26 protein-coding genes and 1 tRNA gene are annotated in these 24,498 nt (G+C 54.1%); 18 read left to right on the top strand and 9 right to left on the bottom strand.

Annotated elements, in window-relative coordinates; genetic code table 11:
* The first annotated feature begins 9 nt into the window (after nt 1-9).
* Nucleotides 10-633: an RNA 2',3'-cyclic phosphodiesterase gene (thpR, locus tag K355_RS24000; protein WP_022732685.1), complete on the top strand. Its 624-nt coding sequence runs from the start codon at nt 10-12 to the stop codon at nt 631-633.
* The gene (locus tag K355_RS0113510; RefSeq protein WP_022732684.1) at nt 630-1,397 is read left to right on the top strand and encodes a pyrroline-5-carboxylate reductase; all 768 of its coding nucleotides are present in this window, start codon (nt 630-632) and stop codon (nt 1,395-1,397) included. Before thpR ends, K355_RS0113510 begins: the two co-directional genes overlap by 4 nt.
* A 24-nt stretch (nt 1,398-1,421) precedes the next feature.
* On the opposite strand, the gene K355_RS0113505 is transcribed toward K355_RS0113510, so the two are convergent.
* Both K355_RS0113505 and K355_RS0113495 read right to left on the bottom strand, forming a co-directional pair.
* Entirely contained in the window at nt 1,422-2,555 is a 1,134-nt protein-coding gene (locus K355_RS0113505) for a DUF3800 domain-containing protein (RefSeq protein WP_022732683.1), read from the bottom strand.
* Nucleotides 2,556-3,093: 538 nt separating this feature from the next.
* Nucleotides 3,094-4,011, bottom strand: a complete 918-nt coding sequence (locus tag K355_RS0113495) for an EamA family transporter (RefSeq protein WP_022732681.1) — start codon at nt 4,009-4,011, stop codon at nt 3,094-3,096.
* Between the two features lie 79 nt (nt 4,012-4,090).
* Here K355_RS0113495 and K355_RS0113490 point away from each other — a divergent pair, with 79 nt between their 5' ends.
* Entirely contained in the window at nt 4,091-4,585 is a 495-nt protein-coding gene (locus tag K355_RS0113490; RefSeq protein ID WP_022732680.1) for a MarR family winged helix-turn-helix transcriptional regulator, read from the top strand.
* A 12-nt stretch (nt 4,586-4,597) separates the two neighbouring features.
* On the opposite strand, the gene K355_RS0113485 is transcribed toward K355_RS0113490, so the two are convergent.
* Nucleotides 4,598-4,780, bottom strand: a complete 183-nt coding sequence (locus K355_RS0113485) for a hypothetical protein (RefSeq protein WP_022732679.1) — start codon at nt 4,778-4,780, stop codon at nt 4,598-4,600.
* A gap of 182 nt (nt 4,781-4,962) precedes the next feature.
* On the opposite strand from K355_RS0113485, the gene K355_RS0113480 reads away from it, so the two are divergent.
* Entirely contained in the window at nt 4,963-5,226 is a 264-nt protein-coding gene (locus K355_RS0113480) for a BrnT family toxin (RefSeq protein ID WP_022732678.1), read from the top strand.
* A complete protein-coding gene (locus K355_RS0113475) occupies nt 5,213-5,485 on the top strand; it encodes a BrnA antitoxin family protein (RefSeq protein ID WP_022732677.1) in 273 nt (90 codons plus the stop codon). Before K355_RS0113480 ends, K355_RS0113475 begins: the two co-directional genes overlap by 14 nt.
* 176 nt (nt 5,486-5,661) lie before the next feature.
* Here K355_RS0113475 and K355_RS0113470 read toward each other — a convergent pair.
* Nucleotides 5,662-5,751 (bottom strand) — tRNA-Ser (locus K355_RS0113470).
* A gap of 338 nt (nt 5,752-6,089) precedes the next feature.
* On the opposite strand from K355_RS0113470, the gene K355_RS0113465 reads away from it, so the two are divergent.
* From K355_RS0113465 to K355_RS0113455, 3 genes are all read left to right on the top strand, one after another.
* On the top strand, nt 6,090-6,395 hold the full coding sequence (locus tag K355_RS0113465) for a hypothetical protein (RefSeq protein ID WP_022732676.1): 306 nt from the start codon (nt 6,090-6,092) through the stop codon (nt 6,393-6,395).
* A 152-nt stretch (nt 6,396-6,547) separates the two neighbouring features.
* Nucleotides 6,548-7,549 (top strand): NADPH:quinone oxidoreductase family protein, encoded by a 1,002-nt coding sequence (locus K355_RS0113460; RefSeq protein ID WP_022732675.1) that lies wholly within the window; start codon nt 6,548-6,550, stop codon nt 7,547-7,549.
* A gap of 114 nt (nt 7,550-7,663) precedes the next feature.
* Nucleotides 7,664-8,932: a class I SAM-dependent methyltransferase gene (locus tag K355_RS0113455; RefSeq protein WP_022732674.1), complete on the top strand. Its 1,269-nt coding sequence runs from the start codon at nt 7,664-7,666 to the stop codon at nt 8,930-8,932.
* Between the two features lie 262 nt (nt 8,933-9,194).
* On the opposite strand, the gene K355_RS0113450 is transcribed toward K355_RS0113455, so the two are convergent.
* On the bottom strand, nt 9,195-9,404 hold the full coding sequence (locus tag K355_RS0113450; protein ID WP_022732673.1) for a DUF1127 domain-containing protein: 210 nt from the start codon (nt 9,402-9,404) through the stop codon (nt 9,195-9,197).
* A gap of 166 nt (nt 9,405-9,570) precedes the next feature.
* Between K355_RS0113450 and K355_RS0113445 the strand changes: the two genes are divergently transcribed.
* From K355_RS0113445 to K355_RS0113415, 7 genes are all read left to right on the top strand, one after another.
* The gene (locus tag K355_RS0113445) at nt 9,571-10,485 is read left to right on the top strand and encodes a LysR substrate-binding domain-containing protein (RefSeq protein WP_022732672.1); all 915 of its coding nucleotides are present in this window, start codon (nt 9,571-9,573) and stop codon (nt 10,483-10,485) included.
* 100 nt (nt 10,486-10,585) lie between these two features.
* Complete coding sequence (locus K355_RS0113440; protein ID WP_022732671.1) at nt 10,586-12,652, top strand: extracellular solute-binding protein; 2,067 nt, start codon at nt 10,586-10,588, stop codon at nt 12,650-12,652.
* Nucleotides 12,653-12,655: 3 nt separating this feature from the next.
* Nucleotides 12,656-13,771, top strand: coding sequence for a microcin C ABC transporter permease YejB (locus K355_RS0113435; protein ID WP_022732670.1), 1,116 nt, complete (start codon nt 12,656-12,658; stop codon nt 13,769-13,771).
* A 2-nt stretch (nt 13,772-13,773) separates the two neighbouring features.
* Nucleotides 13,774-14,805: an ABC transporter permease gene (locus tag K355_RS0113430; protein ID WP_022732669.1), complete on the top strand. Its 1,032-nt coding sequence runs from the start codon at nt 13,774-13,776 to the stop codon at nt 14,803-14,805.
* Between the two features lie 9 nt (nt 14,806-14,814).
* Entirely contained in the window at nt 14,815-16,449 is a 1,635-nt protein-coding gene (locus K355_RS0113425; RefSeq protein WP_022732668.1) for an ABC transporter ATP-binding protein, read from the top strand.
* Between the two features lie 82 nt (nt 16,450-16,531).
* Complete coding sequence (locus tag K355_RS0113420; protein ID WP_022732667.1) at nt 16,532-17,227, top strand: hypothetical protein; 696 nt, start codon at nt 16,532-16,534, stop codon at nt 17,225-17,227.
* 238 nt (nt 17,228-17,465) lie between these two features.
* Entirely contained in the window at nt 17,466-18,137 is a 672-nt protein-coding gene (locus K355_RS0113415; protein ID WP_022732666.1) for a LysE family translocator, read from the top strand.
* A gap of 308 nt (nt 18,138-18,445) precedes the next feature.
* On the opposite strand, the gene K355_RS0113410 is transcribed toward K355_RS0113415, so the two are convergent.
* Both K355_RS0113410 and K355_RS0113405 read right to left on the bottom strand, forming a co-directional pair.
* Complete coding sequence (locus K355_RS0113410) at nt 18,446-18,793, bottom strand: MarR family winged helix-turn-helix transcriptional regulator (protein ID WP_022732665.1); 348 nt, start codon at nt 18,791-18,793, stop codon at nt 18,446-18,448.
* Between the two features lie 370 nt (nt 18,794-19,163).
* Nucleotides 19,164-20,564 (bottom strand): leucyl aminopeptidase family protein, encoded by a 1,401-nt coding sequence (locus tag K355_RS0113405; RefSeq protein WP_022732664.1) that lies wholly within the window; start codon nt 20,562-20,564, stop codon nt 19,164-19,166.
* 245 nt (nt 20,565-20,809) lie between these two features.
* Between K355_RS0113405 and K355_RS0113400 the strand changes: the two genes are divergently transcribed.
* From K355_RS0113400 to K355_RS0113390, 3 genes are read left to right on the top strand one after another with little or no spacing between them, the layout of a single operon-like run.
* On the top strand, nt 20,810-21,469 hold the full coding sequence (locus K355_RS0113400; RefSeq protein ID WP_028791592.1) for a glutathione S-transferase family protein: 660 nt from the start codon (nt 20,810-20,812) through the stop codon (nt 21,467-21,469).
* A 3-nt stretch (nt 21,470-21,472) separates the two neighbouring features.
* Entirely contained in the window at nt 21,473-22,111 is a 639-nt protein-coding gene (locus K355_RS0113395; protein ID WP_022732662.1) for a uracil-DNA glycosylase family protein, read from the top strand.
* Between the two features lie 49 nt (nt 22,112-22,160).
* The gene (locus K355_RS0113390) at nt 22,161-22,451 is read left to right on the top strand and encodes a 4a-hydroxytetrahydrobiopterin dehydratase (RefSeq protein WP_022732661.1); all 291 of its coding nucleotides are present in this window, start codon (nt 22,161-22,163) and stop codon (nt 22,449-22,451) included.
* A gap of 188 nt (nt 22,452-22,639) precedes the next feature.
* Here the strand turns inward: K355_RS0113390 and K355_RS0113385 are convergent, their stop codons facing one another.
* The gene (locus K355_RS0113385) at nt 22,640-23,401 is read right to left on the bottom strand and encodes an SDR family NAD(P)-dependent oxidoreductase (RefSeq protein WP_022732660.1); all 762 of its coding nucleotides are present in this window, start codon (nt 23,399-23,401) and stop codon (nt 22,640-22,642) included.
* Between the two features lie 114 nt (nt 23,402-23,515).
* Nucleotides 23,516-24,469 (bottom strand): DMT family transporter, encoded by a 954-nt coding sequence (locus tag K355_RS23995; RefSeq protein ID WP_022732659.1) that lies wholly within the window; start codon nt 24,467-24,469, stop codon nt 23,516-23,518.
* Between the last annotated feature and the right edge of the window lie 29 nt (nt 24,470-24,498).

Here is a 24,498-nt window from a genome sequence, read left to right as displayed (position 1 = left end):
GTTTTGAATATGCGTTTGTTTGTTGGCGTCGAAATACCGGCTGATATCGCAGCCGATCTTTACCCGTTGGCGCGCGGGATTAAGGGGCTTGATGCGCAAACCCCGGAAAATATGCACATCACCCTTAAGTTCATCGGCAATGTTGATCCCGGCTTGGCTGTCGAAATTGATCAGGCCTTGGCAAAAATTGCCTTTGAGCCGTTTGACCTTCGTGTGCAGGGCCTGAATGTTTTTGCATCAACCCGCAAAATCCGCATTTTCTGGGCCGGGGTCAAGGATCAACCACTGATGCGCCAATTGGCCGCACGGGTAGAGAATGCGCTTCTTGCACTGGAAGAATGCCCCGACATGGACATGCGCAATTTCACCCCGCACATTACGCTCGGCCGCAACCGCAATGCCGCGCGCGCAACCATTGAGCAGGCGGTTGCCGATCATGGCGATGTCAGCTCACGGACGTTTACCATTGATCGTTTCTGCCTGTATGAAAGCCATTCCACCGCCGAAGGCCCGGAATTTCGGGTGGTCGCGGCCTATGATGGGACGGATGGCCAAAATGGCACTGGTGACACACAGAACTTCCGCGATGATCAGGCGTTTTTAGAACGTAAAATGTTAGGAGAAATCGAATGAAGCTCGGCTTTATTGGCACCGGCGTCATCAGTGATGCCATGATCCGGGGGCTTCTTTCGACCGACGATGCGGTTTCCGAAATCATCGTTTCGCGCCGTGGGCGTGAATTCTCGCAAAAGCTGGCGACGGAGTTTGATACTGTTCGGGTCGAAGACGACAATCAGGTGCTCATGGATGCCGCCGATATCGTGTTTCTTGCCGTCCGCCCGCAAATCGCCGAGCAGGTCTTAAGCGGCCTCAAGGCCCCCGCCAACACCCAAATCGTCAGCCTGATCGCCACCATCCCGATTGCAAAGCTGCAAGGCTGGATTTCCGGCGGGGCCTCCTTTGATCGCGCCATTCCATTACCCTCGGTCGCCCATTGTAATTGTGTGACGGCGGTCTATCCCGGCGCACCTGATGTTATCGCCCTGTTTGAAAAACTCGGCGGGGCGGTTGCAGCCGATACCATCGATGCTTTTGACGGGTATGCGGCGGGCAGTGCGCTGATGGCGACCTATTTTGAAGTTCTTGAAAGTTCGGCGCAATGGATGGTCGCACATGGATCGGATTATGCCGACGCCAGACGCTATCTCGCGGCCCTGTTTGCCGGGCTTTCTGACAACACAATCAAATCCCCCGATCAAAGCTTTGCCACCTTGGTCGAAGGCCACTCGACACCGGGCGGTTTAAACGAACAGGTCGCGCAAACCTTTATGCGGCAAAAGGGCGGGGCGGCACTCCACACCGCATTGGATGATGTGTTTGCCCGCATCAAGGCGTAATAAACTGACGAAATAAGTATTTTACTATCTGGTTAGTGCCTCAACTTCCTTTTTGCGTTCAGCCTCAATCTGTTCAAAATGTTTCTCAATTTCCTCATGCAGGCTTTCACTAGGTTCAGGTAAGTCTAGTAAGAAGCGCCATCTTTGATCTATGGCTTTCAGTGAGACTTCATCTGTTGACCCGCGTTTAGCTTGGGACCAGAACATTTTTCTCAATTCGATAGGGACATCTTTGCCCTCTTCAATGCGTTTTGCGATCCAAAGAGTCACATCGACCATTTCGAGGCCGGCGCTCTCGTCCGAGGCGCGGAAGGTGGGAGGTACTTCGGGCATCTTCGAATAATCAAAGCTCGGCATTCCTGGCCCCAAATCGCTTACATGTCCGCTTTTACGTAGGTTCGAGTACCACTCCGCCAACTCGCCTTGGGCTTCGTTGAATTGGCTTTGTCTATCGACCGTAATCTTCCGCGCTTTTCGTCCTCTTTTTGACGATTGGGTGGCAACGTCTTGAAGAACCTGCTGGAACCCAATTAGGTTCGGCGAGATTTGCAACGCGCTATCTTTATTCCCTGCGCCATAGTCAATTTCCATGGGTTTTTTCTCGGCCCAGTGCAGCGCTCCGGAGATCAACTCCCTGCTGCGAGCGTCAGGTAATAAATCAACGCGATCCCTTAGCCGCTTACATAGCTCACAGAGCATCTCTGCGCAGATAACTGGGTTTTGCGCTTTTCTGGCATTCCAGGCTAACTTGGCGAGTTCTTCATCAAAGAGCATGGCCAGTTTTAGAAGTAGAGGATATCTTAGTGGCGAGAAGTAATGGTTCCAACTAATTGCTTTATTGAGAGCAGAGTCGAAAACCTGATCGAAGAAACAAATAACTGCATGATCGGGTTTTAACACTTTGAAAAATGAGAACCGGACATCGTTTTTCTTGCTGAATTCGATGATTTCGGGTGCAATTTCTAGTAGTCTACCAACGCCCAGTTCATTGGCATGTATCCGTTTCACACCAAGTTTTTTTCTGCATTTTGTCATTAGGGGGGCAGCTATTAGGTCCAGATTTTTTTGGCAGCTTAATACGCCATAATACAGTTTTGGTTGATTTTCATCGAAAATGTTTAGCCCTGTGTTTCCACTTTCATCGATAAAGTAAAACATCGATCGGTCCTTAGTTTTTTCACATCTTAAATTTTACATAAAACTAATAAGTTATTATTTTCAATATTCTATATCGTTCTGTTGTAGTAATTCGAGCTGTGTTGTTTCACACTAAAATAGGGTTAGGCATTGCGAGCCGCTTCTTTTGAAAAAAAGACGGCCGCTAAGAATAGACGCTCGCTGTAGCTTGTACTCATGCGGTAAAGTTGAAGCAGACGGAATTCGCCCGGTTCTAAAGCCGCACAGTCAGGCGTTGCTATGCGTTACTGGTCGTTCCGATTAGATTGACCGTGGCGTAGCCGAAATCAGCAAAACTTATCCGCGCCAACCCGATATGGTTAGGAACTAGCTATCGGTGCCGCGCAAATATTGGTTTATCGGCGGGCCGTCGATAAGCATTGCAGGCGCTGGGCCATTGGACATCTTCATACTGATCAAACTGTGCATCTGATCGGGTGCGGTGCCAACATCGCCAGTGGCGCCAAAACAGGACAATTTTAATTGGACGTTTCCTTATATATATTTGGGGAGTTTGATTTTAACTCGTGCGAGGGGCTGTTTCAGGTCTCGCGCTCTCGACAGGGGGCGGTGACGATGACGGCGCAGCCATCGGTCGTGCGGCGCGTTGTCCGATCCAGATGCTGGCTAGAACAATCACCACACCGGCGATCTGGGTTGGGCTTAACTGTTCGCCAAGGATGATCCAGCCAAGCAACACCGCACTGGTCGGGCTGAGAAAGCCAAAGCTTGTCACCGTGGCCGGACCCAGTTTGGCAATCCCGCGAAACCACAGATAATAGGTCAATGCCGCCCCGATCAGGCCAAGCCACGCCAGCCCGGCAAGGTTTTCAAGCGTCGGGACCGGAAACGATGGCTCCAAAATCAGCGCAACCGGGATCAGAAGCACGCCGCCCGCCGTGAGCTGCCACGCGGTAAAGGTCAGTGGCGATACGGGTGGTTGCCATTTGCGGGTTAAAACCGTGCCTGCCGCCATTGAAAGGGCGCCGATGGTGGCACTGGCAATGCCAACCGGATCAAGCGTCGCGCTGGGATCAAGGACAAGAAGTGCAACACCAAAGATCCCGGAAATTGCTGCGATGATCCCGGCCAACTTGATGGTGCTTCCCAAGGCAAAGCGCGCCAAAAACAGCACGAACAACGGCTGAACCGCGCCCAGTGTCGCGGCCACCCCGCCCGGCAGGCGGTAGGCCGCCAAAAACAGCATCGACCAGAAAATCGCAAAATTAAGCGCGCCAAGGATCAAAACCTTGCCCCACCACCCTGATTGCGGCAATTGGCGGACAACAAGCAACAGGATCAAACCCGCCGGCAATGCACGCAGCAGCGACACGGTCAGCGGATAGCCATGCGGCAAAAGCTCCGTGGCAACGATATAGCTGCTGCCCCAGATCGCCGGGGCAAGGGCGGTAAGCAATAAGTCTGTTGTTCGGTTCATCGGCTTTCTCCATTTATCTTGACGTCAAGGTATATCGATAAATCTTGACGTCAAGATAAATTTTTGCCATCACCCACCCATGGACCAGGTAGATCGCATTTTGGCGCAGTGGCATCAGGAACGTCCCGATCTTGATGTGACGCCAATGGGAATGTTTGGCCGCTTCGGGCGGCTGCGTTCCGTTTTAATGTCGGGATTGGATGATATCTTTCGCGCCCATGGCCTGAGTGCGGCAAGTTTCGATGTGCTCGCCACTTTGCGCCGTTCCGGCCCGCCCTATGCACTCAGCCCATCTGACTTGATCGCATGGACCATGGTAACATCAGGCACCATGACCAACCGGCTCGATAAGCTTGAACAGGCCGGATTGGTCTCACGCGAAAAGAATCCGGATGACGGCCGTGGCTTTGTCATCGCGCTCACCCAAAAGGGGCGCGATCTGATTGACGCCGCCGTCACCGACCATGTCGCCAACCAGCACCGCCTTGCCGAAGGCCTGAGCAGCGAGGAGCAGGCACAGCTTGACGGTTTGCTGCGCAAATGGTTGGCAGCGGTGGAAATGAATGACCGCTAGCGGGCTTTGAGCTTAATCGTAAACAATACCAGTTGAAAGCAGCTCAAACCCGGTAATTTCGAATTCATACATCCCAGTTCTGTCCGCTTTTTCGGCGCGCGCAATCAACTTGCCGTCGTCATTGCGAAATACGGCATGTGCAGTATGCAATGCACGATAACAATGCGAGCCGTCTGGATAGTTGAATTTGATCATTTCTGCCCCTTTTCCAAAAAAGAAGCATATCCTGGGACTGCTGACAGCCTGATGTCAGTTGGTGGGATGCTATCACGGGTTTAAAGAATTATGTGATCAGGCTTGTCATTAATTGTATGCACAAAAAGATATTGACCAACGTTTTTATTGTATGTACATTTTATTTCGAGTGAGGGGTGTAAATGTATGAATGGGACGACAGCAAGAACAAATTGAATGCTGAAAAGCATGGCGTTGCATTCGAACAAATGGAACGTTTCGATTGGGATACTGCCTTTATAATCCCGGACGACCGCCACACAGAGCTGCGCTGGTTCGCAATCGGGTTTATAGGCCATCGTGTTTATGCTGTCGCCTTTGCGGAACGGGGCGACAAGGTTCGTATTATCAGCCTTCGCAAAGCAAACAAGCGAGAGCAAAAGAGGTATTCAGATGTCCAAACGTAACACAGAACCCGATCTTGACGAAATTCCGGAACTGGATGGCGAGCTATTTAAAAAAGCCCGACCAGCCTCTGAGGTCCTGCCTGAATTGGTGTCGCGGGCACGGGGGCAGAGAGGTCCCCAGAAAACTCCCACGAAAGAGCGGGTCACGATCAGGATTGATGCCGATGTCTTAGAAGCATATCGGGCAGAGGGTCGGGGGTGGCAAACGCGCCTGAATGATGATTTACGCAGCCTGAAGGATAAGGAACTGACGGTTTGAAAGCCTGATTCTATAGTTAGGTCAGATGATCATGCGTCATATCTGACATAGCACTTGGCGTGTTTCCAGCTTGGGGTGCAGGAAAACGACCAGTGTTTATGAAAGGTAGGAATTTGTGCGGACTGATAAGATCAGGGAAATAAAATAAAACTATTTCAATATCTTATTAAAGAAACTGGCAGAGAGGAGGGGATTCGAACCCCTGAGGGGCTTACACCCCAACACGCTTTCCAGGCGTGCGCCTTAAACCACTCGGCCACCTCTCCACATGCGATCTATATATCGCGAAAGCGGGCGGACATTAGCCGACCCGTCCTTGCTTGACAAGGGCCAATCAGCCTCTTTTTTCACTTTCGGGAAATCCGCCCCAAAACAGGGCTGACGGCTGCTTTGATCAAGGCTATCAGGGTTGAGAAAACGTGGTCTGGCGCAATCTTTACTTCTTATTGAGGTCTGATGACTAAGGTTTCATGTCAGGGTTCTCGACCTGCAAGATAAATAACACTGAAACCCTGCAACACTTTACGCTGGTGGGGTCTTGCCGTTAGGGTGCCTGCATGATTTTCTAATATACCCATCCTTGCGGGGTGGTGCGGAGAAGACAATGTGGTTTTTCAGGGCGTTGGGATGGTTGTTGCTTTTCGCCAGCATTGCGGTGCTGGTCGATGGTTCCATCACGGCGCTTCAGACAGGTAGTTTTCGTCTGGCAGCCGCCGGAGAGCTCTGGTATCGCCTTGATGCCGGAAGCCTGAACCTGTTGCAATCGGTCATACAGCGTTACGTTTCGGTCTGGATCTGGGACAATATCTTTGTCCCTGTGCTGCTGGCCCCGGCCCTTGTGGTGCTGTTTGTGCCTGCCGTCGTGTTGCTGGTGCTGACCCGTAAACGCAAACGTCAGCGTATTTTCTAATTTCCAAACCATCATCGCACTTGGGTTCAGACCCTATATCTCGCAATCTGTGTGCGGGCTGTTTGCGGGTTTAGCCCAATGTCGGCTTGTTTGTCGTTTCGTCAGGCGGCACACTGTTGCCAACTATTCCCGATCACGGACAGGCAGCAGGCATGAAAGCATGGATTTGCACCGCATTCGGTGAAGAGCCACAGTTGATCGAGCACCCTGATCCGGTGGCCGGTCCAAACGCGGTGGTGATTGAGGTTGCGGCCTGCGGGGTTAATTTCGCCGATAGCCTGATCCTGCAGGGAACCTATCAAAAGCGCCCAACCGGCGCCTTTTCCCCCGGTTTTGAAGTCAGCGGCACTGTGATGGAAATCGGTGATGATGTGCGGGGCATCGCGGTGGGGGATCGTGTCATGGCTCTGCCCGATTGGGGCGGCTATGCCACCCGGCTTGCGGTGGATGCGTCCCTTGTCATGCCTTTACCCGATGCAGTTTCGTTTGACGCAGCAGCAGCCTTTCAAATCGCATATGGTACAAGCTGGTTTGGCTTGAAGTATCGCGTCAACGTGCGGCCGGGCGAGATTGTTCTGGTCCATGGTGCTGCGGGCGGTGTTGGGTTAACTGCGGTTGAATGCGCCAAATTGTTGGGGGCGACGGTGATCGCCACGGCGGGCGGGGCGGCAAAATGCCAGATCGCGCGCGACCATGGTGCCGATTACGTTATTGATTACAAAACGCAAAGCATCCGTGACCGGGTGCGCGACATTGTCGCCGGGCTTAACCGTCCTTCGGGGATGCAAGGTGGGGTTGATGTGGTCTATGACCCGGTTGGTGGGGATGTGTTTGACCAAAGTCTGCGCTGTGTTGCGCCAGGGGCGCGCATATTGCTGATTGGCTTTGCCAGTGGCACCGTGCCGCAAATCCCGGCCAATATCCTGCTGGTTAAAAATATTGCCGTGCTGGGCTTTTATTTTGGTGCCTATTTACTGCAAAATCCCGACCTTGCGCGTGCGGGCATGGCGGAACTTGTTGCGATGTTGTCGGCGGGTAAAATCACTCCGATGATTTCACGCCGCTATCCCTTGTCGGACGCCATGCAGGCCCTGACGGCGATTGCCGATCGCACAGCAACCGGCAAGCTCGTGATCACCTGTCAGGAAGCCTAAGGTCGCTGTTGTTTCAACAAAGTCTGATATTAAGCAAATCGCCGGATTTTATTAATTAATTCCTTGGTATAGGATGGCGCTGTCCCACTCGATGATCTACTGGAACCCGCGGTAATGCCCGACGACAAAAAAATGCCTGATGCTGTGTCATCGTCTGCCAAGACGCGCGATCAGTATGAAAGCTATCCTTATCCGGCACGCGATCCGGACGACGAGGATAAGCGCCTGATCACAGGTTCTCCGGGCAATTGGGATGAGGTGGTGCATTTTGTGTTTGGCGGGCGCGACCCTTCCGCCAAGGGCAAAATCAGGATTTTGGTTGCCGGTGGTGGAACCGGGGATGCCTTGGTCATGCTGGCCCAGCAGGCCCGGGACCGTAAGGCCAAGGCGGAAATTGTCTATATCGATCTGTCCGAAAGCGCGCGCGCCATCGCCGAGGCGCGGATCAAGCGCCGCAATCTTGAAAAGAACGTTACCTTTGTCACCGGATCGTTTGTCGATCTGGCGGCTGAGCACGGCCCGTTTGATTATATTGATTGCTGCGGGGTGCTCCATCATCTGCCTGATCCGGATGCCGGGTTGCGCGCGTTGTCTGATGCGCTCAAACCCAACGGCGGCATGGGCTTGATGGTCTATGGTGAGCTCGGGCGCACCGGCGTTTACCATATGCAAGAAATGATGGAACGCATGAACGCCGAAGCCGGCGGGGTGCGGCGTTTGAATTTCGGCAAGGCGCTGTTTAACAGCCTGCCCGGCACCAACTGGCTCAAGCGCAATCCGTTTGTCGGCGATCATGTCCATGGCGGGGATGCCGGGTTTTATGATCTGTTGCTCCATCAACAGGACCGGGCCTACCGGGTGGATGAGGTGTTTGATTTCACCGAACAGGCCGGTTTGCGTCTTCAGAACTTTGTCGAACCGATGCGTTATGACCCGACAACCTATTGTTCGCGCCATGATGTGCTTGACCGTGCGGTGCATGTGCCGTTTCGCGAGCGCGCCGCCCTGGCCGAACTGATGGCGGGCAATATCACCAAGCACACATTTTACGTGGTGAAGGCCAAAAACAAGGTCAAACCGCCGATGCCATCCGAAGACGCCATTCCGTTCTTTACCCGCGTGGATGGGCCCGCCTTGGCACGGTCGGTGGCCAAAACCGGCAACATCAAAATCACCTTTACCGGTCTTGCCGTGACCCGCACCATGCCTGCTGCCAGCCCGGCGATCCTGTCGCGGATTGATGGCAAACGCAGCATCGGCGAGATTTATAAGATGTTTGACCCCAAGCCGGAAAAATACGAATTCAACGCGCAGTTTGCCGTGATGTATTCGGTGCTGAGTGCGGCAAACATCATGTATTTGCATCTGCCTGAAAAGAAATAAGGCGGACCTGCCTTGCGTCGTTGCGCAAAAAGAAAACCGGTCAACAGGGATGTGACCGGTTTTCATATGCGCACGCTCCAACGGGGGAAGTTGGAGTTGCGTTCAGGGAGATCGAAACATAAGCGCCTTATTTGGCGCTGGGGATTCTCAAAGCGCTCATCAGAGCGTCAATAACCTGCAAGGGGAATGAAAGTGGCCCCTGAAGGCGAAACATGCGGGCAGACATTTTAAATCTCTTTGGTTTGGGGCAAAGGCTTAAAGCCTAGGCTTTCCAGAATGGCTTTGCAGCTTCGCGACGGGCGTCAAAAACGTTCCAGCCAATATCGCGCAGCATACGGGAGTCCATCACCGCCAGCTTCTGACGCAGGTCATAGCGTTTAACCCACTGGCGCGGCATATCCATCAGGGTGATGGTGGTGTTTGGACGACGGGTGGTGACAAAGGCACCGGCATCTTTGGTGATCGCGACCATGATCTCATTCCTTCAATCTTACGGCCTGCTCTCAACAATTCGCGGCCGAGTGTCTGTGTTTTGTGTCTCTGAATTCTTCTAAACTCAGGGTTAAGCCTAAAAACACTTGCGCTCAAACCATCTTTAGTCATCATTGTATGAGTTTTAGTCATGCAAAGTCATCCTCATGAAACGTCGCCCTTTGCCGTTAAATGCGCTTCGTGCCTTTGAAGTGGCCGGTCGTCTTGAAAGTTTCACCAAAGCGTCACATGAGCTTAACGTGACCCAAGGGGCCGTCAGCCGACAGGTGCAACACCTTGAAGATGTCCTTGGGCGGAAACTGTTTGATCGGCAGCACCGCAGTTTGAAACTGACACGTGCCGGGCGGAACCTGTTGCTTGGCTTGACCCCGGCCTTTGATGCGATCGAACAAACGGTGGCCAAGGTCGAGGACCGCGCCGATGACACCCAGTTGCGTGTGCTCGCCCCGCTGACCTTTTCCATGCGCTGGATCGTGCCGCGTCTCGGCCGGTTTCAGATGGAACACCCCGATCTTCAGGTGCAACTGGGCACCTATAATGATGACAAGGCCCCGGTCGATTTTAACGAAACAGACATCGCCATCCGGTTCGCCGACATTCAGGACGAACAACTGGTGCACGAATTTCTGACCGGCGAACGATTGCTGCCGGTCTGTCACCCCAACTTGGCCAAGCAGCTTAAAAACCCCGAAGACCTTGGCGATGTGACCTTGTTGCACTGTTCGGCCTCACGCGAAGATTGGCGGATCTGGCTGGCCGAAACCGGGATCAAGGGGGTCGATGCGGATCGTGGCCCGGTCTTTGCCACTCTTGATATGGCGATGGAGGCTGCGGCAAGTGGCTTTGGCGTGGTGATTTCGGACCCGGCGATGATCGGCGAATATGTTGTCACCAACCGCTTGACCGTGCCGTTCAACTTGCCGGTCGACAGCCCCTATGCCTATTCGCTGTGCTACCCCGAAGGCCGATTGGAACGGCGTAAGGTCCGGGCCTTTCGCAATTGGTTGATGGCGGAAATCCGACTTGAAACCGAAAGAAGAAAATTGGCACAGAAAGACTAAATAACGTGATGATGCCTTGAAAATGCACCATTTTATCCTTCATTTATGCACTGAAGCGGTTCTAATGAACGAACTGAAACGGTAGTATCAGGATGACAGGATGTCCGGTATCGTGATCATGTTGCTTCACGGGGCATCGCAATGGGTTCGCGCTGTTTTGAATGTCGCAAAAAAGACCAGACCAGACCAGATCAGGGGAAAGACGATTAGTCAGATGATCGCGCATGCTGTCACGCGGGCCGTGACTGACACCAAAACGATCACCAGATCATTGCCCCGCAGGCTTGCGGGCATTGGATCGGGCATCGCAATAGGGGCCTTTTTGACGTTTTCTGTTCCGGCACAGGCCGAGGAAATGCCAAAAATCGTTGCTGCACCGACCATATCGGTTGATGAAGAGCAACTGGCGCCTGTCACCACCGTGTCCCATGGCATCTCGCTGTATGGCGATATGAAATACGGGCCGGATTTCCGGAGTTTTGATTACGTCAATCCCAATGCGCCGAAGGGCGGTACACTGGTACAAGGCTCAAGTGTTTCGTTTGACACGTTAAATCCCTATACCCTGAAGGGCACAGCCGCCTCCGGGCTTGGCCTGATGTATGACAGTCTGATGGTCGGAAGTGCCGACGAGCCCAGCACGCATTATGGCCTGATCGCGCGCAGCATCGAATACCCCGCCGACCGGTCCTTTGCCATTTTCCATCTTGATCCGCGTGCGCGCTTTCAGGACGGCACCGACATCACCGCCGACGATGTCGTCTTTTCGTTCAATATCCTGATCGAAAAGGGCAGCCCGGTCTATCGCCAGTATTATGCCCAGGTCGATAAGGTCGAGGCGCTTGATGATCTCACCGTGCGGTTTGACTTCAAACCGGGCAATAACCGCGAATTGCCGATGATCGTTGCCGACTTGGCGATCATGCCCAAACATTATTGGGAAGGGCGCGATTTTTCAAAGACCACATTCGATATTCCCGTGGGAAGTGGTGCCTATAAGATACAAAGTATCGAAGCCGGGCGACGCATCACCTATGAACGGGTAAAGGATTACTGGGCGGCCGATTTGCCGGTCAACCGCGGCAGCAATAATTTTGATACCATCCGCTATGACACGTACCGTGATCTGGATGTTGAACGTCAGGCATTCTTTGCCGGTGAATATCTGGTCCGAAGCGAACATTCGTCGCGCGAATGGAACACGGCCTACAACACACCCGCCGTGCAAAACGGCGAGATCAAAAAAGAATTCCTGCCCGATAATCTGCCAAACGGCATGCAGGCCTATGTGTTTAACACCCGAAAACCGCTGTTTTCCGACCGCCGGGTGCGCGAAGCCTTGCAATATGCCTTTGACTTTGAATGGCTGAACCGGGCGATGTTTTATGGCGCGTATAAGCGCAACGTCAGCTATTTCGCCAATTCCGAACTGGCCGCAACCGGTCTTCCGACCGGCGAAGAACTTGGCATCCTCAAGGGCTTCAAAAGTAAGCTTCCCCCTGAACTGTTTACCGAACCACCATATCTGCCCAATTTCGATCCACCCAATGGCCGACGCGAAGCTTTGCGTCATTCGATCAAGCTTCTGCAAGAAGCTGGCTGGGAATTGCGCGATCAGCAATTGATCAACAGCAAAACCGGCCAACCGTTCCGCTTTGAACTGATCATCCGCCAGCCGGGGTTAGAAAAAATCGCACTGGTCCTCAAGGCCCGCCTGCGTCAGCTTGGCGTCACACTTGATATCCGTCTGATTGATACCGGGCAGTGGATCAACCGCATTCAGGCCTATGATTTCGATATGACGACGTTTTGGTGGCAACAAAGCCTGTCGCCGGGCAATGAGCAGCAAATCTTCTGGTCATCATCGGCGGCCAATCAGCCCGGCACGCGGAATTTTGCCGGAATCAGCGACCCGGTGATTGATGAACTGATCGGGCTTGTGATTGATGCCGATAATCGTGAAACGCTGGTGCAGCGCGTGCGCGCCCTTGATCGGGTGCTGCAATGGGGATTTTACGTGATCCCGCAATATTATCTTGGCGGGGATCGGATGGCCTATTGGGATGTGTTTGGACGGCCTGATACCGTGCCGCTTAAGGGCACCTCGGTCATGACCTGGTGGATTGATCCCGAAAAATCCCGAAAGCTTAACAAGGGGGGGTACTAGGCAATGCTGAATTATATCCTGCGCCGCCTTTTGCTGATCCCGGTCACCTTGTTTGGCATCATGGTGCTGAACTTTGCGATCATTCAATTTGCCCCCGGCGGCCCGGTTGAACAAATCGTCGCGCAGCTTCAGGGGGCTGATGTGTCCGCAACCGCACGCATCAGCAATCAGGGCGCTGAAAGTGGCGGCGGCGGCGGTGGCAACGGCGGGGGAAGCAACAACTTTTCCTCGACCTCGACCTATCGCGGCGCACAGGGGCTTGATCCTGAAATCATCAGCCAGCTTGAAAAGCAATTCGGGTTTGATAAACCGGCCTATGAACGCTTCTGGATCATGATGAAAAACTATCTGACGTTCGATTTTGGCCAAAGCTATTTTCAGGACCGCGATGTCATTGATCTTGTGGTCGACAAAATGCCGGTATCGATTTCGCTGGGTCTTTGGTCAACACTGATCATTTATATGGTCTCCGTCCCCCTTGGTGTCGCAAAGGCGGTGCGCGATGGATCAAACTTTGATGTCTGGTCGTCGGCGGCGATCATTGTCGGCTATGCCATTCCGGGCTTCCTGTTTGCCGTGATGCTGATTGTGGTGTTTGCCGGGGGGACGTATTTCGATCTGTTCCCACTTCGGGGATTAACCTCATCGGATTTTGATGAAATGTCACTTCTGGGCAAAATCGGCGATTATTTCTGGCATCTGGCCTTGCCGATTACCGCCCTTACGATTGGCGGCTTTACCACCCTGACAATGTTGACCAAGAACTCGTTTCTTGATGAAATCAACAAGCAATATGTCGTCACCGCCCGCGCCAAGGGCCTGACGGAAAAACGGGTTCTCTATGGCCATGTGTTTCGCAATGCCATGTTGCTGGTGATTGCCGGTTTCCCAAGTGCCTTGATCGGCTTGCTGTTTACTGGCTCGGTCCTGATTGAAGTGATTTTCTCGCTCGACGGGCTTGGGTTGCTCGGCTTTGAAGCGGTGATGAAGCGGGACTATCCGGTGATGTTTGCCACCCTTTATCTGTTCACGCTGTTTGGGCTTGTGCTCAACCTGATCAGCGATCTCAGCTATCACTTCGTTGATCCCCGGATCAACTTTGATGCGCGGGAGGATTGATCATGCCAAACATCATTTTATCCCCGCTTAACAAACGTCGCATGGTCAACTTCCGCGCCAACAAACGCGGATACTGGTCGCTTGTGATCTTTGCCATTTTGTTTGTCATCTGTCTGGCGGCTGAATTTGTCGCCAATGACAAACCGATTTTCGTCAAATTTGACGACAACTGGTATGTGCCGATCCTCTCAGACCATCCCGAAACCGCCTATGGCGGGGATTTTGACGTCGAGACGGATTTTTACGACCCCTATATCCTTGGCAAGATCGAGGACCACGGCTTTGCCATCTGGCCGCCGATTCCGTTTTCTTACAACACCATCGATTTTCAAATGCGCGAACCTCAACCGGCCTCGCCGTCGGCTCGCCATTGGCTCGGCACCGATGATCTTGGGCGCGATGTGCTTGCCCGGTTGATTTACGGCTTTAGGATATCGATCCTGTTTGGTCTGGCGCTCACCGCGATCAGTTCAGTGATTGGCATTGCGGCCGGTGCGGTGCAGGGCTATTTCGGCGGCTGGGTTGATTTGGGTGCGCAGCGCGTGATCGAAATCTGGTCTGGCTTGCCGCAACTGTTCATCCTGATCATTCTTGCCAGCCTGTTTGCACCGGGGTTCTGGACCTTGCTGTTTATTCTTGTGCTGTTTAGCTGGATGAGTTTGACCGGCCTTGTCCGTGCTGAATTCCTGCGTGCGCGTAATCTTGAATATGTCCGCGCGGCCCGTGCGCTTGGCATGACAGATACCCGGATCATGTATCGCCATGTTTTGCCCAATGCGATGGTCGCGACCATTACCTTCCTGCCGTTTGTTTTGAATGGTTCGATTGTGGCACTAACCTCGCTTGATTTCCTGGGGCTTGGCATGCCACCCGGATCGCCATCGCTTGGGGAACTGCTCGCACAGGGTAAAAACAATCTTCAGGCCCCGTGGCTTGGCCTGACCGCCTTCTTTGCCATCGCGTTGATGTTAAGTTTGTTGATCTTCATCGGCGAGGCGGTGCGCGATGCCTTTGACCCGCGCAAAACGTTCTAGGAGTTGGCTATGACGACCCCCCAATCGACACAGCCGCTTCTGGCGGTAAGCGACCTTTCGGCAAGCTTTGCCGGTATTCCCGCAGTTAAGGGCATTTCATTTTCGATGGGGCGCGGGGAAACCATGGCCCTTGTCGGCGAAAGCGGATCAGGCAAATCGGTCACCGCCCTTTCGATCCTGCAATTGCTGCCCTATCCGCGTGCGACCCATCCATCGGGCTCGATCACCTTTGATGGTACGGAAATGGTCGGGGCGGATGAACGCACGCTGCGCCAAATCCGGGGCAACCGGATTTCGATGATCTTTCAGGAACCGATGACCTCGCTTAATCCGCTGCATAATATTGAAAAGCAGATCGGCGAGGTGTTGCTGCTGCATAAAGGATTGCGTGGCGGTAAGGCACGCGCACGTATTCTCGAACTGCTTGACCTGGTTGGCATCCCCGATCCGTCGTCACGGTTGAGGGCCCTGCCCCATGAGCTATCGGGCGGGCAGCGTCAACGCGTCATGATTGCCATGGCGCTTGCCAACGAACCGGAACTTCTGATTGCGGATGAACCGACCACGGCATTGGACGTCACCATTCAGGCCCAGATTCTTGAACTGCTACAAGATTTGCAGAACAAACTTGGCATGGGCTTGTTGCTGATCACCCATGATCTGCAAATCGTGCAGAAAATGGCGCAAAACGTCTGTGTGATGAAAGACGGCGAGATCGTCGAACGCGGAACAGGCCATGGATTGTTTGAAAGTCCACAGCACCCCTATACCCAGAAACTATTGGCCGCCGTGCCAAGTGGCAATGCACCGGCTTTGCCTGAAAATGCCGCCGACCTTCTTGAAACCAGTAACATTCAGGTGCGCTTTCCGATTGGCCGCAAAGGATTGCTTGGCCGCCCCGAAAGCTACCTTGATGCGGTCGATCATATTTCACTGACATTGAAGCAGGGCGAAACGCTTGGTATTGTCGGGGAAAGTGGATCGGGCAAGACGACCCTTGCGATGGCGATCCTGCGCCTGTTGAAATCCAATGGCGAGATCCGGTTTGGCGGCAAGGATGTCCGCAAATTCACCGGGGCAGATTTACGCACTCTGCGCCGCGACATGCAGGTGGTGTTTCAGGACCCGTTCGGGTCACTCAGCCCGCGCATGTCCATCGCCCAGATCGTCGGGGAGGGGCTTGAAATCCATGAACCGGACTTAACCCCGGCCGAGCGTCAAAAACGCATTTCCGAGGCGCTTGTTGAGGTCGACCTGCCGCAAAATGCCATGGACCGCTATCCGCATGAATTTTCCGGGGGTCAGCGCCAACGCATCTCGATTGCCCGCGCATTGGTCCTAAAGCCGCGCTTTATCGTACTGGATGAACCAACGTCGGCCCTTGATATGTCGGTACAGGCGCAAATTGTTGAATTGCTCCGCGATTTGCAGGCACGCCACAAAATGGCCTATCTGTTTATCAGCCATGATTTGCGGGTGGTGCGTGCGCTTTCACATCGGGTGATGGTGATGCAGGGCGGCAAACTGGTCGAAAGCGGAGCGGCGGCAGATGTGTTTGATCATCCGCAGCAACCCTATACCAAGGCGCTTCTGGCGGCCGCCCTTGATCTGCGTGCGGCCGGGACAGATTTTGTCAGTAACTGATGGCAGACATATGCACGTAAAAGATGCTATAAGAATGCCAATAAGATACTGATAACATGGAAAGAAAAGGGGCATACCGTTGATGGCGACCTTCCAGCAGCCAAAAACCAGTGCCAATACCACGATCTTTAAACGCGTCGTTCTGTGCATGATCGCCGGACTGTTCAGCACGTTTGTCTTGTTGGGCGCGGTCCCGTCGGCGGATGCCTCGACCAAGAACGAACCCGCCGCCGAGGAAGACGCTCCCACCGAACCTGTCATCCCTGATACAGTTATCATCCCCGATCCGGTGTCGCTGACCGTGGTTCTGCCAAAATCGGGCACCATTCGCCAGTTGGTATTCAACATCTGGCTTGAGGCCGCGACCAAACAGGATGTCGAGGTGATCGAAAGCCGGATGCCAAAAATCATCAATGCGTTTTTGGTTGAACTGCAACGTTTGATGTATCGCGATACCCAGAACCGTTTCGAAACCCGCGAACCGGGCAAGCGCGGCTTTAAGTTTGATGCGCCGGCCTTGTTGCCACCCCCGCCTGCCAAAACCGAAGAAGAACTTCAGGCCGAAGCAGACGCCGCCGAAGAAGCGGCCGAAAAAGGTGAGGAAATCACACCCGAGCCACCCTTTAGCCCGTTTGCACCCGTGCCGAACCGCTATTTCTCGGCCCTTCAGTTCCAGTTGCAGAAAACGGCACAAGCTATCTTGCCGCCAGATACCCTGCGCTCCGTTCAGGTTCGCAAATTCTATGATCATTGGCCGGGCGATGCCAAAAAACGCTAACGCTGTTCGCACTCCCTTTGCAATGACCTCCTGACCCGACCTCCATATGAACCGGTTGCAATGCTTCGGCGGTGCTACCGGTTTATCCTGTGGCGGGTTTTATAGCCTGTGATCTTTAATCTTCGCGGCTGATCCGGGCGCGATGACGCATTGTCATGGGGCATTGCACAACATGCACTTGTGCAATCGGAATGGCGTGATATGCCGATGACGTCCTTTGCACCGGAGATCGCCTATCATGCCGTTTGAAACCTGGCTGAGTTTTACCGTTCTTGTCTTTTTGCTGGTCCTGACACCGGGGCCAAGTGTTCTGATCGGGATGTCGCATGCGCTGCGCTATGGCGCCCGCCCGACCTTGATGACGGCCTTGGGCGATGTGACGGCAAACATGATCCAGATGGTGGTTGCCGCTGTTGGGCTTGGGGCGCTTTTGGCAACGTCGGTGACGGCGTTTGCGGTTGTGAAGTGGTGCGGGGTTGGTTTTCTTCTGGTGATGGGGCTGACAGCCCTTTTCCGCAAATCCAGGGCAAACAAGGTTCAGAACGATATCAAAACGAACCCGGCGGGCCACTATGAACCCGTCCGTCGCCGTAAACTGTTCCGTGAGGGTTTTCTGGTTGCGGCGGGTAATCCAAAGGCCATCGCGTTCTTCGGCGCATTGTTCCCGCAATTTGTCGATCCGACCGCCGCATTGATCCCGCAGTTGCTGATCCTTGGTGTGACCTTCGTTGTTCTTGATTACACATTCGTAATGATTTACGCGATGGGGGCCGCCCGGGTGATGCCTTGGCTGGCGCAGCGCGGCGGGACAAATGTGGTGGCACGGGTCTCCGGGGCTGTTTTGATCGCTGCTGCGGCCCTTTTATCGCTGATTGAGATGCCAGAAAGCAGTGCGGGCACCCGTCACTGACCTTTCGCCCGGCACGGAGTATTTGGCGAAATTCACCCGTGGTTATCTTATGTGTGCAGATTTCATTTCGCTTATCCCCTTGTTATTAAAAGTGAAAACAGGGAAATGAACGAGATGCGCAAAACAGCCGCTACATACCAACTGGTCTGTATATAGCGATTTTTGACTGTATAAGAAGAATGGAATTTGCACAAAGGAAAGGATTGCTGCCCTAAATCGTCTTACGGGCGGTCATATTGCGAATTTACCGTTCAAACGGGGCAAAATTCGATCTGGCAACGGTCGTGTGACCGCAAAACAGTGGCCGTTTAATCGGTTTCTTTGCCTGCCGCGACGATAATATCGCCAAACTCGCGCAGGAAAACAGACCCTTTAACCGTCCGCTGGATCAGGACCGAACGACGGTCGTCTTCATCGACCTTGCGTTTGACCATGCCAAGCGAACTCAGGCGGTCAAGGGCACGGGTGATGGCCGGTTTGGAGATGTTAAGCGCATCTGACAATCCACGCACGGTATGCGGCGCCGGGGTCAGGTAAACATTCAATAACAAAGCCATTTGCCGAGCAGATAAATCGGGGGAATCCCGACGCACACTTTCTACAATCGCGATACGCCAAAGGTCGAGGGCCTTGGACGGTTTGATCTCGATCGACATGCTTGTGCCCAACAATTATTTGTTACGAATACGTAATCTGTCTACCTGACCCCTGCGTAGATGTCAAAGGTCTAATTGGGAAATGTACAATCCAGAGCCTTTTCCCTCTGGGTTGAAACGTTTTGCCGGAGGCCTTCTACTGTCCGGCAAGGAAATGATCGCAGAGCGTAGCGGTGCTACGGTCAAGACCATTGACGCTGCGGGGCAGAAGAAGGTCCCGGCCCGAAGGGTTCGTGTTTGGCGATGTTTCGCATCGTTACACCGCTTGAACGATGCGCCGCATCGTTCTGCGCGCTGTGCCTTGCCAAACACTTCGCCAAGCACGAACAAAATCGATCAAGCCCAGAGGGAAAAGGCTCTTGGGTTTAGTTTACTTACCGAAACGATCCTCGATCAGCTTGAAGGCAGCCCGAATTCCCTGCGCTTCGCCACCGGTTGGGCGACCCGGTCGGTCGGTCGGGTTCCAGGCCATCAAATCAATATGCGCCCAGCTTTTTGCCCCATCGGCAAACCGATCCAAAAACAGACCGGCAATGATCGCACCGCCAAACGGGCTGCCGGAAATGTTGTTCATGTCGGCCGCCTTGCTATCAAGCATCGGACGGTACTCATCCCATAATGGCAACCGCCACATCGGATCATGCAGGGCCAGCCCATTTTCCATCAACCCATTGGCCAGATCATCATCATTGGAAAACAGCGCCGGCAAACCAAGGCCAAGCGCCACACGTGCCGCCCCGGTCAGGGTGGCGAAATCAAGCAGCATGTCGGGGTCTTCCGATGCGGCCTCAGTCAGCGCATCAGACAGGACAAGCCGCCCCTCGGCATCGGTATTGCCAACTTCAACCGTGATGCCCTTACGGGTTTGCAAAATGTCACTTGGGCGATAGGCCCGGCCCGACACCATGTTCTCAACCGCGGGGATCAGCACACGCAACCGGACCGGCAAGTTTGCGGCCATAATCATGCGCGCCAGCCCCAGAACCTGTGCCGAACCGCCCATGTCCTTTTTCATCAGCAACATGTTGCTTGATGGCTTGAGGTCATAGCCGCCGGTATCAAAACACACCCCCTTGCCGACCAGCGTGATTTTTGGTGCGTCTTGATCGCCCCAATGCAAATCAATCAGGCGCGGTTCGCGGTCACTGCCATGCCCGACCGTATGAATGGCCGGGAAGTTTTGCTTGAGCAACTCTTCACCCACAATCGCGCTGACCTTGGCCCCAAATTCCGCGCCAAGATGCTTTGCTGCGGCTTCAAGTTCGGCCGGGCCCATGTCATTGGCCGGGATGTTGATCAAATCACGCGCCAGTCCGATGCCACGTGCAACATTCTCGGCCCGTTTGGTCGCAGTGATGTCATGCAGGGCGATTTTCGCACGTTTGTCCTTTTTGCCATCATCCTTGCGATACCGGTCAAACCGATACCCCCCAAGGTAGATACCAAGGGCAGCCTTTTCATAAAGCTCGGCATTTTTCGCAAAACCATCCTCAAACGCATAGGTCCCCTCGGGCAGGGCCATGGGCAGTGCGGCAAAGTCCCAAAGGGCTTTGGCATCATCAAGGTAACCGACCAAAACGGTGCCAAGCCCGCCGCCGTTTGCCGGCAACGCCAGATGCGTCCCGCGCTTTGCCTCATAGCCGTTGGCGGCAATCCATGCCTTGGTATTGGCTGGCTGATCGGCAAGCCACGCGGTAAAATCGCCTTCGGCAATCGGGGTGATGGTGATCGGGTTTGCGGATGTATCAAGTGCGATAATGTGGTCGTACAATGTATGACTTCCCTGCTGGTGACGTGGTTCTGGCGTTACTTATGCTCAAGGGCGTTATATGCGGCGGTGATGCCGCCCGCCTTCCATCGTAAGATGCCAAGTGCAAGATATATTCCGTGATCTTACGGCTGCCATGGCCTTTGGGCAATTGGGGAAAAGAATTCCCCGCATGGGTGCTTGAACCGGCTTTGCAAAGCAAAGATAGTAACGCTGTATCGCAACCCCATTGGTCAAAAGGCTCCGCCATGGAAACGCTTCCCGTCCTTTATATCGGCAATAAAAATTATTCGTCCTGGTCGCTGCGGGCTTGGCTGGGGCTCAAAGTTGCCGGTGTCGAATTTGAGGAAAAACTCGTTCAATTGCGCAGCGATGCCTTCGCCGCACAGGCGCCGGTGTTTTCGCCAACCGCCAAGGTCCCGGCCTTTTTCGATGGGCGCAAAACCATCTGGGAAGCCATGGCGATTCTTGAATATATCGCCGATACCCAGCCCGATACCCTGCTTTGGCCGCTTGATATGGATATCCGTGCGATTGCGCGCGCCGTATCGCTTGAAATGCATGGCGGCTTTGGCCCGTTGCGCAGCCACATGCCGATGAACTGCCGTAAATCATTGCCCGGTCTGGGGCGCGGTCCCGGTGTCGATGCCGACATCGCCCGCATTGGCGAGATTTTTAAAACCTGCCGCACCCAATATGGGCAGGGCGGGGACTTCCTGTTTGGCCACTTTTCCATTGCCGATGCCATGTATGCGCCGGTGGTCACCCGGTTTAAAACCTATGGCGTGACGCTCGATCCGGTGGGCAATGCCTATATGGAAACCATCCTTGCCCTGCCTGATATGACGGCATGGTACAATGATGCGACGGTCGAAGAATGGATCATCGAGGATTCCGAGGTAAAATAACCCATGCCCGGACTAAAACCCGGAAAACTGCCTGAAATTGACCCGCCCGGCGGGGACGTGGCCCTTGATGCCCTGCTGGCTGATGTGCGGGCCTGTGCGATTTGCGCCGACAGCTTGCCATTGGGGCCGCGCCCGGTTGTCCGCATGGCAAAATCGGCCCGCATTCTGGTGATCGGGCAGGCGCCGGGGACAAAGGTGCATGAAACCGGCCTGCCATGGAATGATGCGTCGGGGGATCGATTGCGCGACTGGCTGGGGCTGCCGGTTGATGATTTCTATGACCCGGCCAAACTTGCCATCATGCCAATGGGGTTTTGTTATCCCGGCCGCATGGCGCGCGGTGGCGATTTGCCGCCCCGCCCGGAATGTGCCCCGACGTGGCATGATGCTCTGCTGGGGCATTTACCCAACATTGGATTAACCCTTCTGATCGGGCAATATGCGCAAAGTTACTATCTTGGCAAACGCCGGGCCAAAACCATGACCCAGACCGTGCATCAGTTTGCCGATTATCTGCCCGAGGGTATTTTGCCCATGCCCCATCCAAGCTGGCGCAACACCGCATGGATGAAAAAGAACCCGTGGTTTGAAACCGATCTTTTGCCGGTCCTGCGCGCCAAGGTACAGGCCCTGTTGGGTTAATCGCGCTTTTGTGGTTCAATGACGCGATAAAAAACAAGGAGCAAAACACATGAGCAAACTCGACAAAGCAGCAATCCAGACCGCCCTGACCAACCTTCCGGGCTGGGATCTTGCCGAAGACGGCCTGTCGATTGGCCGCGTTTACATGTTTGGCGATTTCAATTCCGCCTTCGGGTTCATGACCCGTGTGGCGATCATGGCCGACAAAATGGATCACCATCCCGAATGGTTCAATGTCTACAACAAAGTCGGCGTCACTCTGACCACCCATGATGCCGGGGGCGTGACGGCCAAGGACATTGACCTTGCGACCTTCTGCAATACGGTTGTTGATAAATAACGGCGTGCGCGCACGCGACGGGCAGGGGGGGCCCCATCTTCCCCTGATCGTCATTCCCGCGAAGGCGGGAATCTATTGCCAGATCAACATGCTTTAACATCATCGTCTTTCACAAAAAAAAACACCCTGCCGGTGTGGGATCGGCAGGGTGTTCTGGCTGCGGTCATGTAGGGTGGAACCGTGCGGGACTATTTCGGTTCCAGCCGGACCGCGCCGTCGATACGGATGGTTTCGCCATTGATCATCTGATTTTCACAGATATGCAACGCCAACCGGCCATATTCGTTTGGATCGCCCAGCCGTTTGGGGAATGGTGTATTGGCCGCCAAGCTTTCCTGAACCTCACCCGGCAATCCCATCAGCATAGGGGTACCAAACAGGCCCGGCGCAATCGCCACGACCCGGACCCCATGGCGGGATAATTCACGCGCTGCTGGCAATGTAAGAGAAGACACACCGCCCTTGGATGCTGCATAGGCGGCCTGTCCAATCTGTCCTTCGAATGCGGCGATGGACGCGGTGTTGATAATCACCCCGCGCTCGCCCGTATCGGATGGTTCATTGCGGCTCATGGCATCAGCGGTGACCCGCATCATGTTAAATGTGCCAATCAGATTGACCGTGATCACCTTTGAAAACGCCGCAAGGTCGGCTGGTCCGTCACGCCCGACAATACGTTCACCGTGCACAATCCCCGCGCAATTGACCAGAATTGACGGGATGCCAACAGTCTCGACCACGGCCTTGATCGCGGTTTCAACACTGTCACCGTTCGAAACATCAACACCAAAACCAACCCCACCAAGCTTGTCTGCCGTGGCTTTGGCCCCATCTTCATTAAGGTCAAATGCAACGATCTTCGCACCGGCATTGGCCAAAACCTCGGCGGTGGCCGCACCAAGCCCGGACGCCGCCCCGGTGACAATGGCAATCGATCCCTTGACCTGCATGACGTGAAGCCTCCCTTTTTCCTCAGAAATCTTTTAATTGGTATTTCTATACCAAATTATATCTTTACCGGGCAAGGGCTATTGCAAGTAGGGGCAAAACACGGGGCAATGGCATCAAAGGCCTTTGGTTTGTTCGCCAGTGATGGTCGCGGCTTGCGGGTCTTGTGCCGGGATTTGTGTTGCTTGGGCACTGGTTGCGGCTAGCTTGCGTTCCCGAACGGCGACATAAATCGCCGCCCCGACAATCATCGCCCCACCGGGCAAAATCCAGATATCGGGCACTTCGCCAAACAGGACCAATGCCAGAATGGCGATGATCGGCAGGCGTAAATAGGAAAACCCGACAAAGAAACTGTAATCGGCCAACCTCAGCGCCTGAATATTACACATCTGCATGACATTCATCATCAATGCCGCAACCGCCATCAGGCCCAAGGCCTCAAGGCTCGGTGTCTGCCAGACAAACAGGGCCGGGATCAGCGACACCGGGGTGGTGATGATCATCAGATAAAACAAAAGCGACGTGGTGCTTTCGGTTGCCACCAGCCGTTTGGTGATCATGCCCGCACAGGCCATGCAGAGGGCAGCCGCAATCGGAAGGATACTTGCCGGGTGCATCGCATCTGATCCCGGCTGGATAATCAATCCAACCCCGACAAACCCGACCACAACCGCGATCCAGCGATGGGCGCGCACCGTTTCGCGTAAGGCAACGGCGGCCAGTATGGTGCCAAACAGCGGCACAGTGAAGTTAAGCGTGGTGGCCTCGGCCAGTGGCAAATACAAAACCGCCATGAACCACAGGCACATTTCCGCAGCCGACAACACCCCGCGCACCCCAAACAACGGCAGGCGCGTGGTTTTAAGTTCGGCCAATCCTTTGCGCAGCACCATCGGCGCAATCAGGATGACACCGAAAAAGAACCGTAAAAACACCGCCTGATACGGATGAATTTCCGCCGTGGCAAACCGGATGGTCAGCGTAAAGCACGCCGCAAGGATGGCCGCACACAGGGCATAAAAGCTGGCCTTTACCGTGTTGGGCTGGCGGTCAAACCATGCTTTCATTTTTGGCGATCCTGACGTTCTGCGCGGGT

Origin of the sequence: Thalassospira lucentensis MCCC 1A00383 = DSM 14000, assembly GCF_000421265.1 — a bacterium.
Lineage (GTDB): Bacteria > Pseudomonadota > Alphaproteobacteria > Rhodospirillales > Thalassospiraceae > Thalassospira > Thalassospira lucentensis.
This window is presented reverse-complemented; position numbering and strand designations above follow the sequence as displayed.

Coding starts and splice junctions, on each gene's coding strand:
- thpR (WP_022732685.1), top strand. CDS start 10: ATGCGTTTGTTTGTTGGCGTCGAAATACCGGCTGATATCGCAGCCGAT.
- K355_RS0113510 (WP_022732684.1), top strand. CDS start 630: ATGAAGCTCGGCTTTATTGGCACCGGCGTCATCAGTGATGCCATGATC.
- K355_RS0113505 (WP_022732683.1), bottom strand. CDS start 2,555: ATGTTTTACTTTATCGATGAAAGTGGAAACACAGGGCTAAACATTTTC.
- K355_RS0113495 (WP_022732681.1), bottom strand. CDS start 4,011: ATGAACCGAACAACAGACTTATTGCTTACCGCCCTTGCCCCGGCGATC.
- K355_RS0113490 (WP_022732680.1), top strand. CDS start 4,091: ATGGACCAGGTAGATCGCATTTTGGCGCAGTGGCATCAGGAACGTCCC.
- K355_RS0113485 (WP_022732679.1), bottom strand. CDS start 4,780: ATGATCAAATTCAACTATCCAGACGGCTCGCATTGTTATCGTGCATTG.
- K355_RS0113480 (WP_022732678.1), top strand. CDS start 4,963: ATGTATGAATGGGACGACAGCAAGAACAAATTGAATGCTGAAAAGCAT.
- K355_RS0113475 (WP_022732677.1), top strand. CDS start 5,213: ATGTCCAAACGTAACACAGAACCCGATCTTGACGAAATTCCGGAACTG.
- K355_RS0113465 (WP_022732676.1), top strand. CDS start 6,090: ATGTGGTTTTTCAGGGCGTTGGGATGGTTGTTGCTTTTCGCCAGCATT.
- K355_RS0113460 (WP_022732675.1), top strand. CDS start 6,548: ATGAAAGCATGGATTTGCACCGCATTCGGTGAAGAGCCACAGTTGATC.
- K355_RS0113455 (WP_022732674.1), top strand. CDS start 7,664: ATGCCCGACGACAAAAAAATGCCTGATGCTGTGTCATCGTCTGCCAAG.
- K355_RS0113450 (WP_022732673.1), bottom strand. CDS start 9,404: ATGGTCGCGATCACCAAAGATGCCGGTGCCTTTGTCACCACCCGTCGT.
- K355_RS0113445 (WP_022732672.1), top strand. CDS start 9,571: ATGAAACGTCGCCCTTTGCCGTTAAATGCGCTTCGTGCCTTTGAAGTG.
- K355_RS0113440 (WP_022732671.1), top strand. CDS start 10,586: ATGTCCGGTATCGTGATCATGTTGCTTCACGGGGCATCGCAATGGGTT.
- K355_RS0113435 (WP_022732670.1), top strand. CDS start 12,656: ATGCTGAATTATATCCTGCGCCGCCTTTTGCTGATCCCGGTCACCTTG.
- K355_RS0113430 (WP_022732669.1), top strand. CDS start 13,774: ATGCCAAACATCATTTTATCCCCGCTTAACAAACGTCGCATGGTCAAC.
- K355_RS0113425 (WP_022732668.1), top strand. CDS start 14,815: ATGACGACCCCCCAATCGACACAGCCGCTTCTGGCGGTAAGCGACCTT.
- K355_RS0113420 (WP_022732667.1), top strand. CDS start 16,532: ATGGCGACCTTCCAGCAGCCAAAAACCAGTGCCAATACCACGATCTTT.
- K355_RS0113415 (WP_022732666.1), top strand. CDS start 17,466: ATGCCGTTTGAAACCTGGCTGAGTTTTACCGTTCTTGTCTTTTTGCTG.
- K355_RS0113410 (WP_022732665.1), bottom strand. CDS start 18,793: ATGTCGATCGAGATCAAACCGTCCAAGGCCCTCGACCTTTGGCGTATC.
- K355_RS0113400 (WP_028791592.1), top strand. CDS start 20,810: ATGGAAACGCTTCCCGTCCTTTATATCGGCAATAAAAATTATTCGTCC.
- K355_RS0113395 (WP_022732662.1), top strand. CDS start 21,473: ATGCCCGGACTAAAACCCGGAAAACTGCCTGAAATTGACCCGCCCGGC.
- K355_RS0113390 (WP_022732661.1), top strand. CDS start 22,161: ATGAGCAAACTCGACAAAGCAGCAATCCAGACCGCCCTGACCAACCTT.
- K355_RS0113385 (WP_022732660.1), bottom strand. CDS start 23,401: ATGCAGGTCAAGGGATCGATTGCCATTGTCACCGGGGCGGCGTCCGGG.
- K355_RS23995 (WP_022732659.1), bottom strand. CDS start 24,469: ATGAAAGCATGGTTTGACCGCCAGCCCAACACGGTAAAGGCCAGCTTT.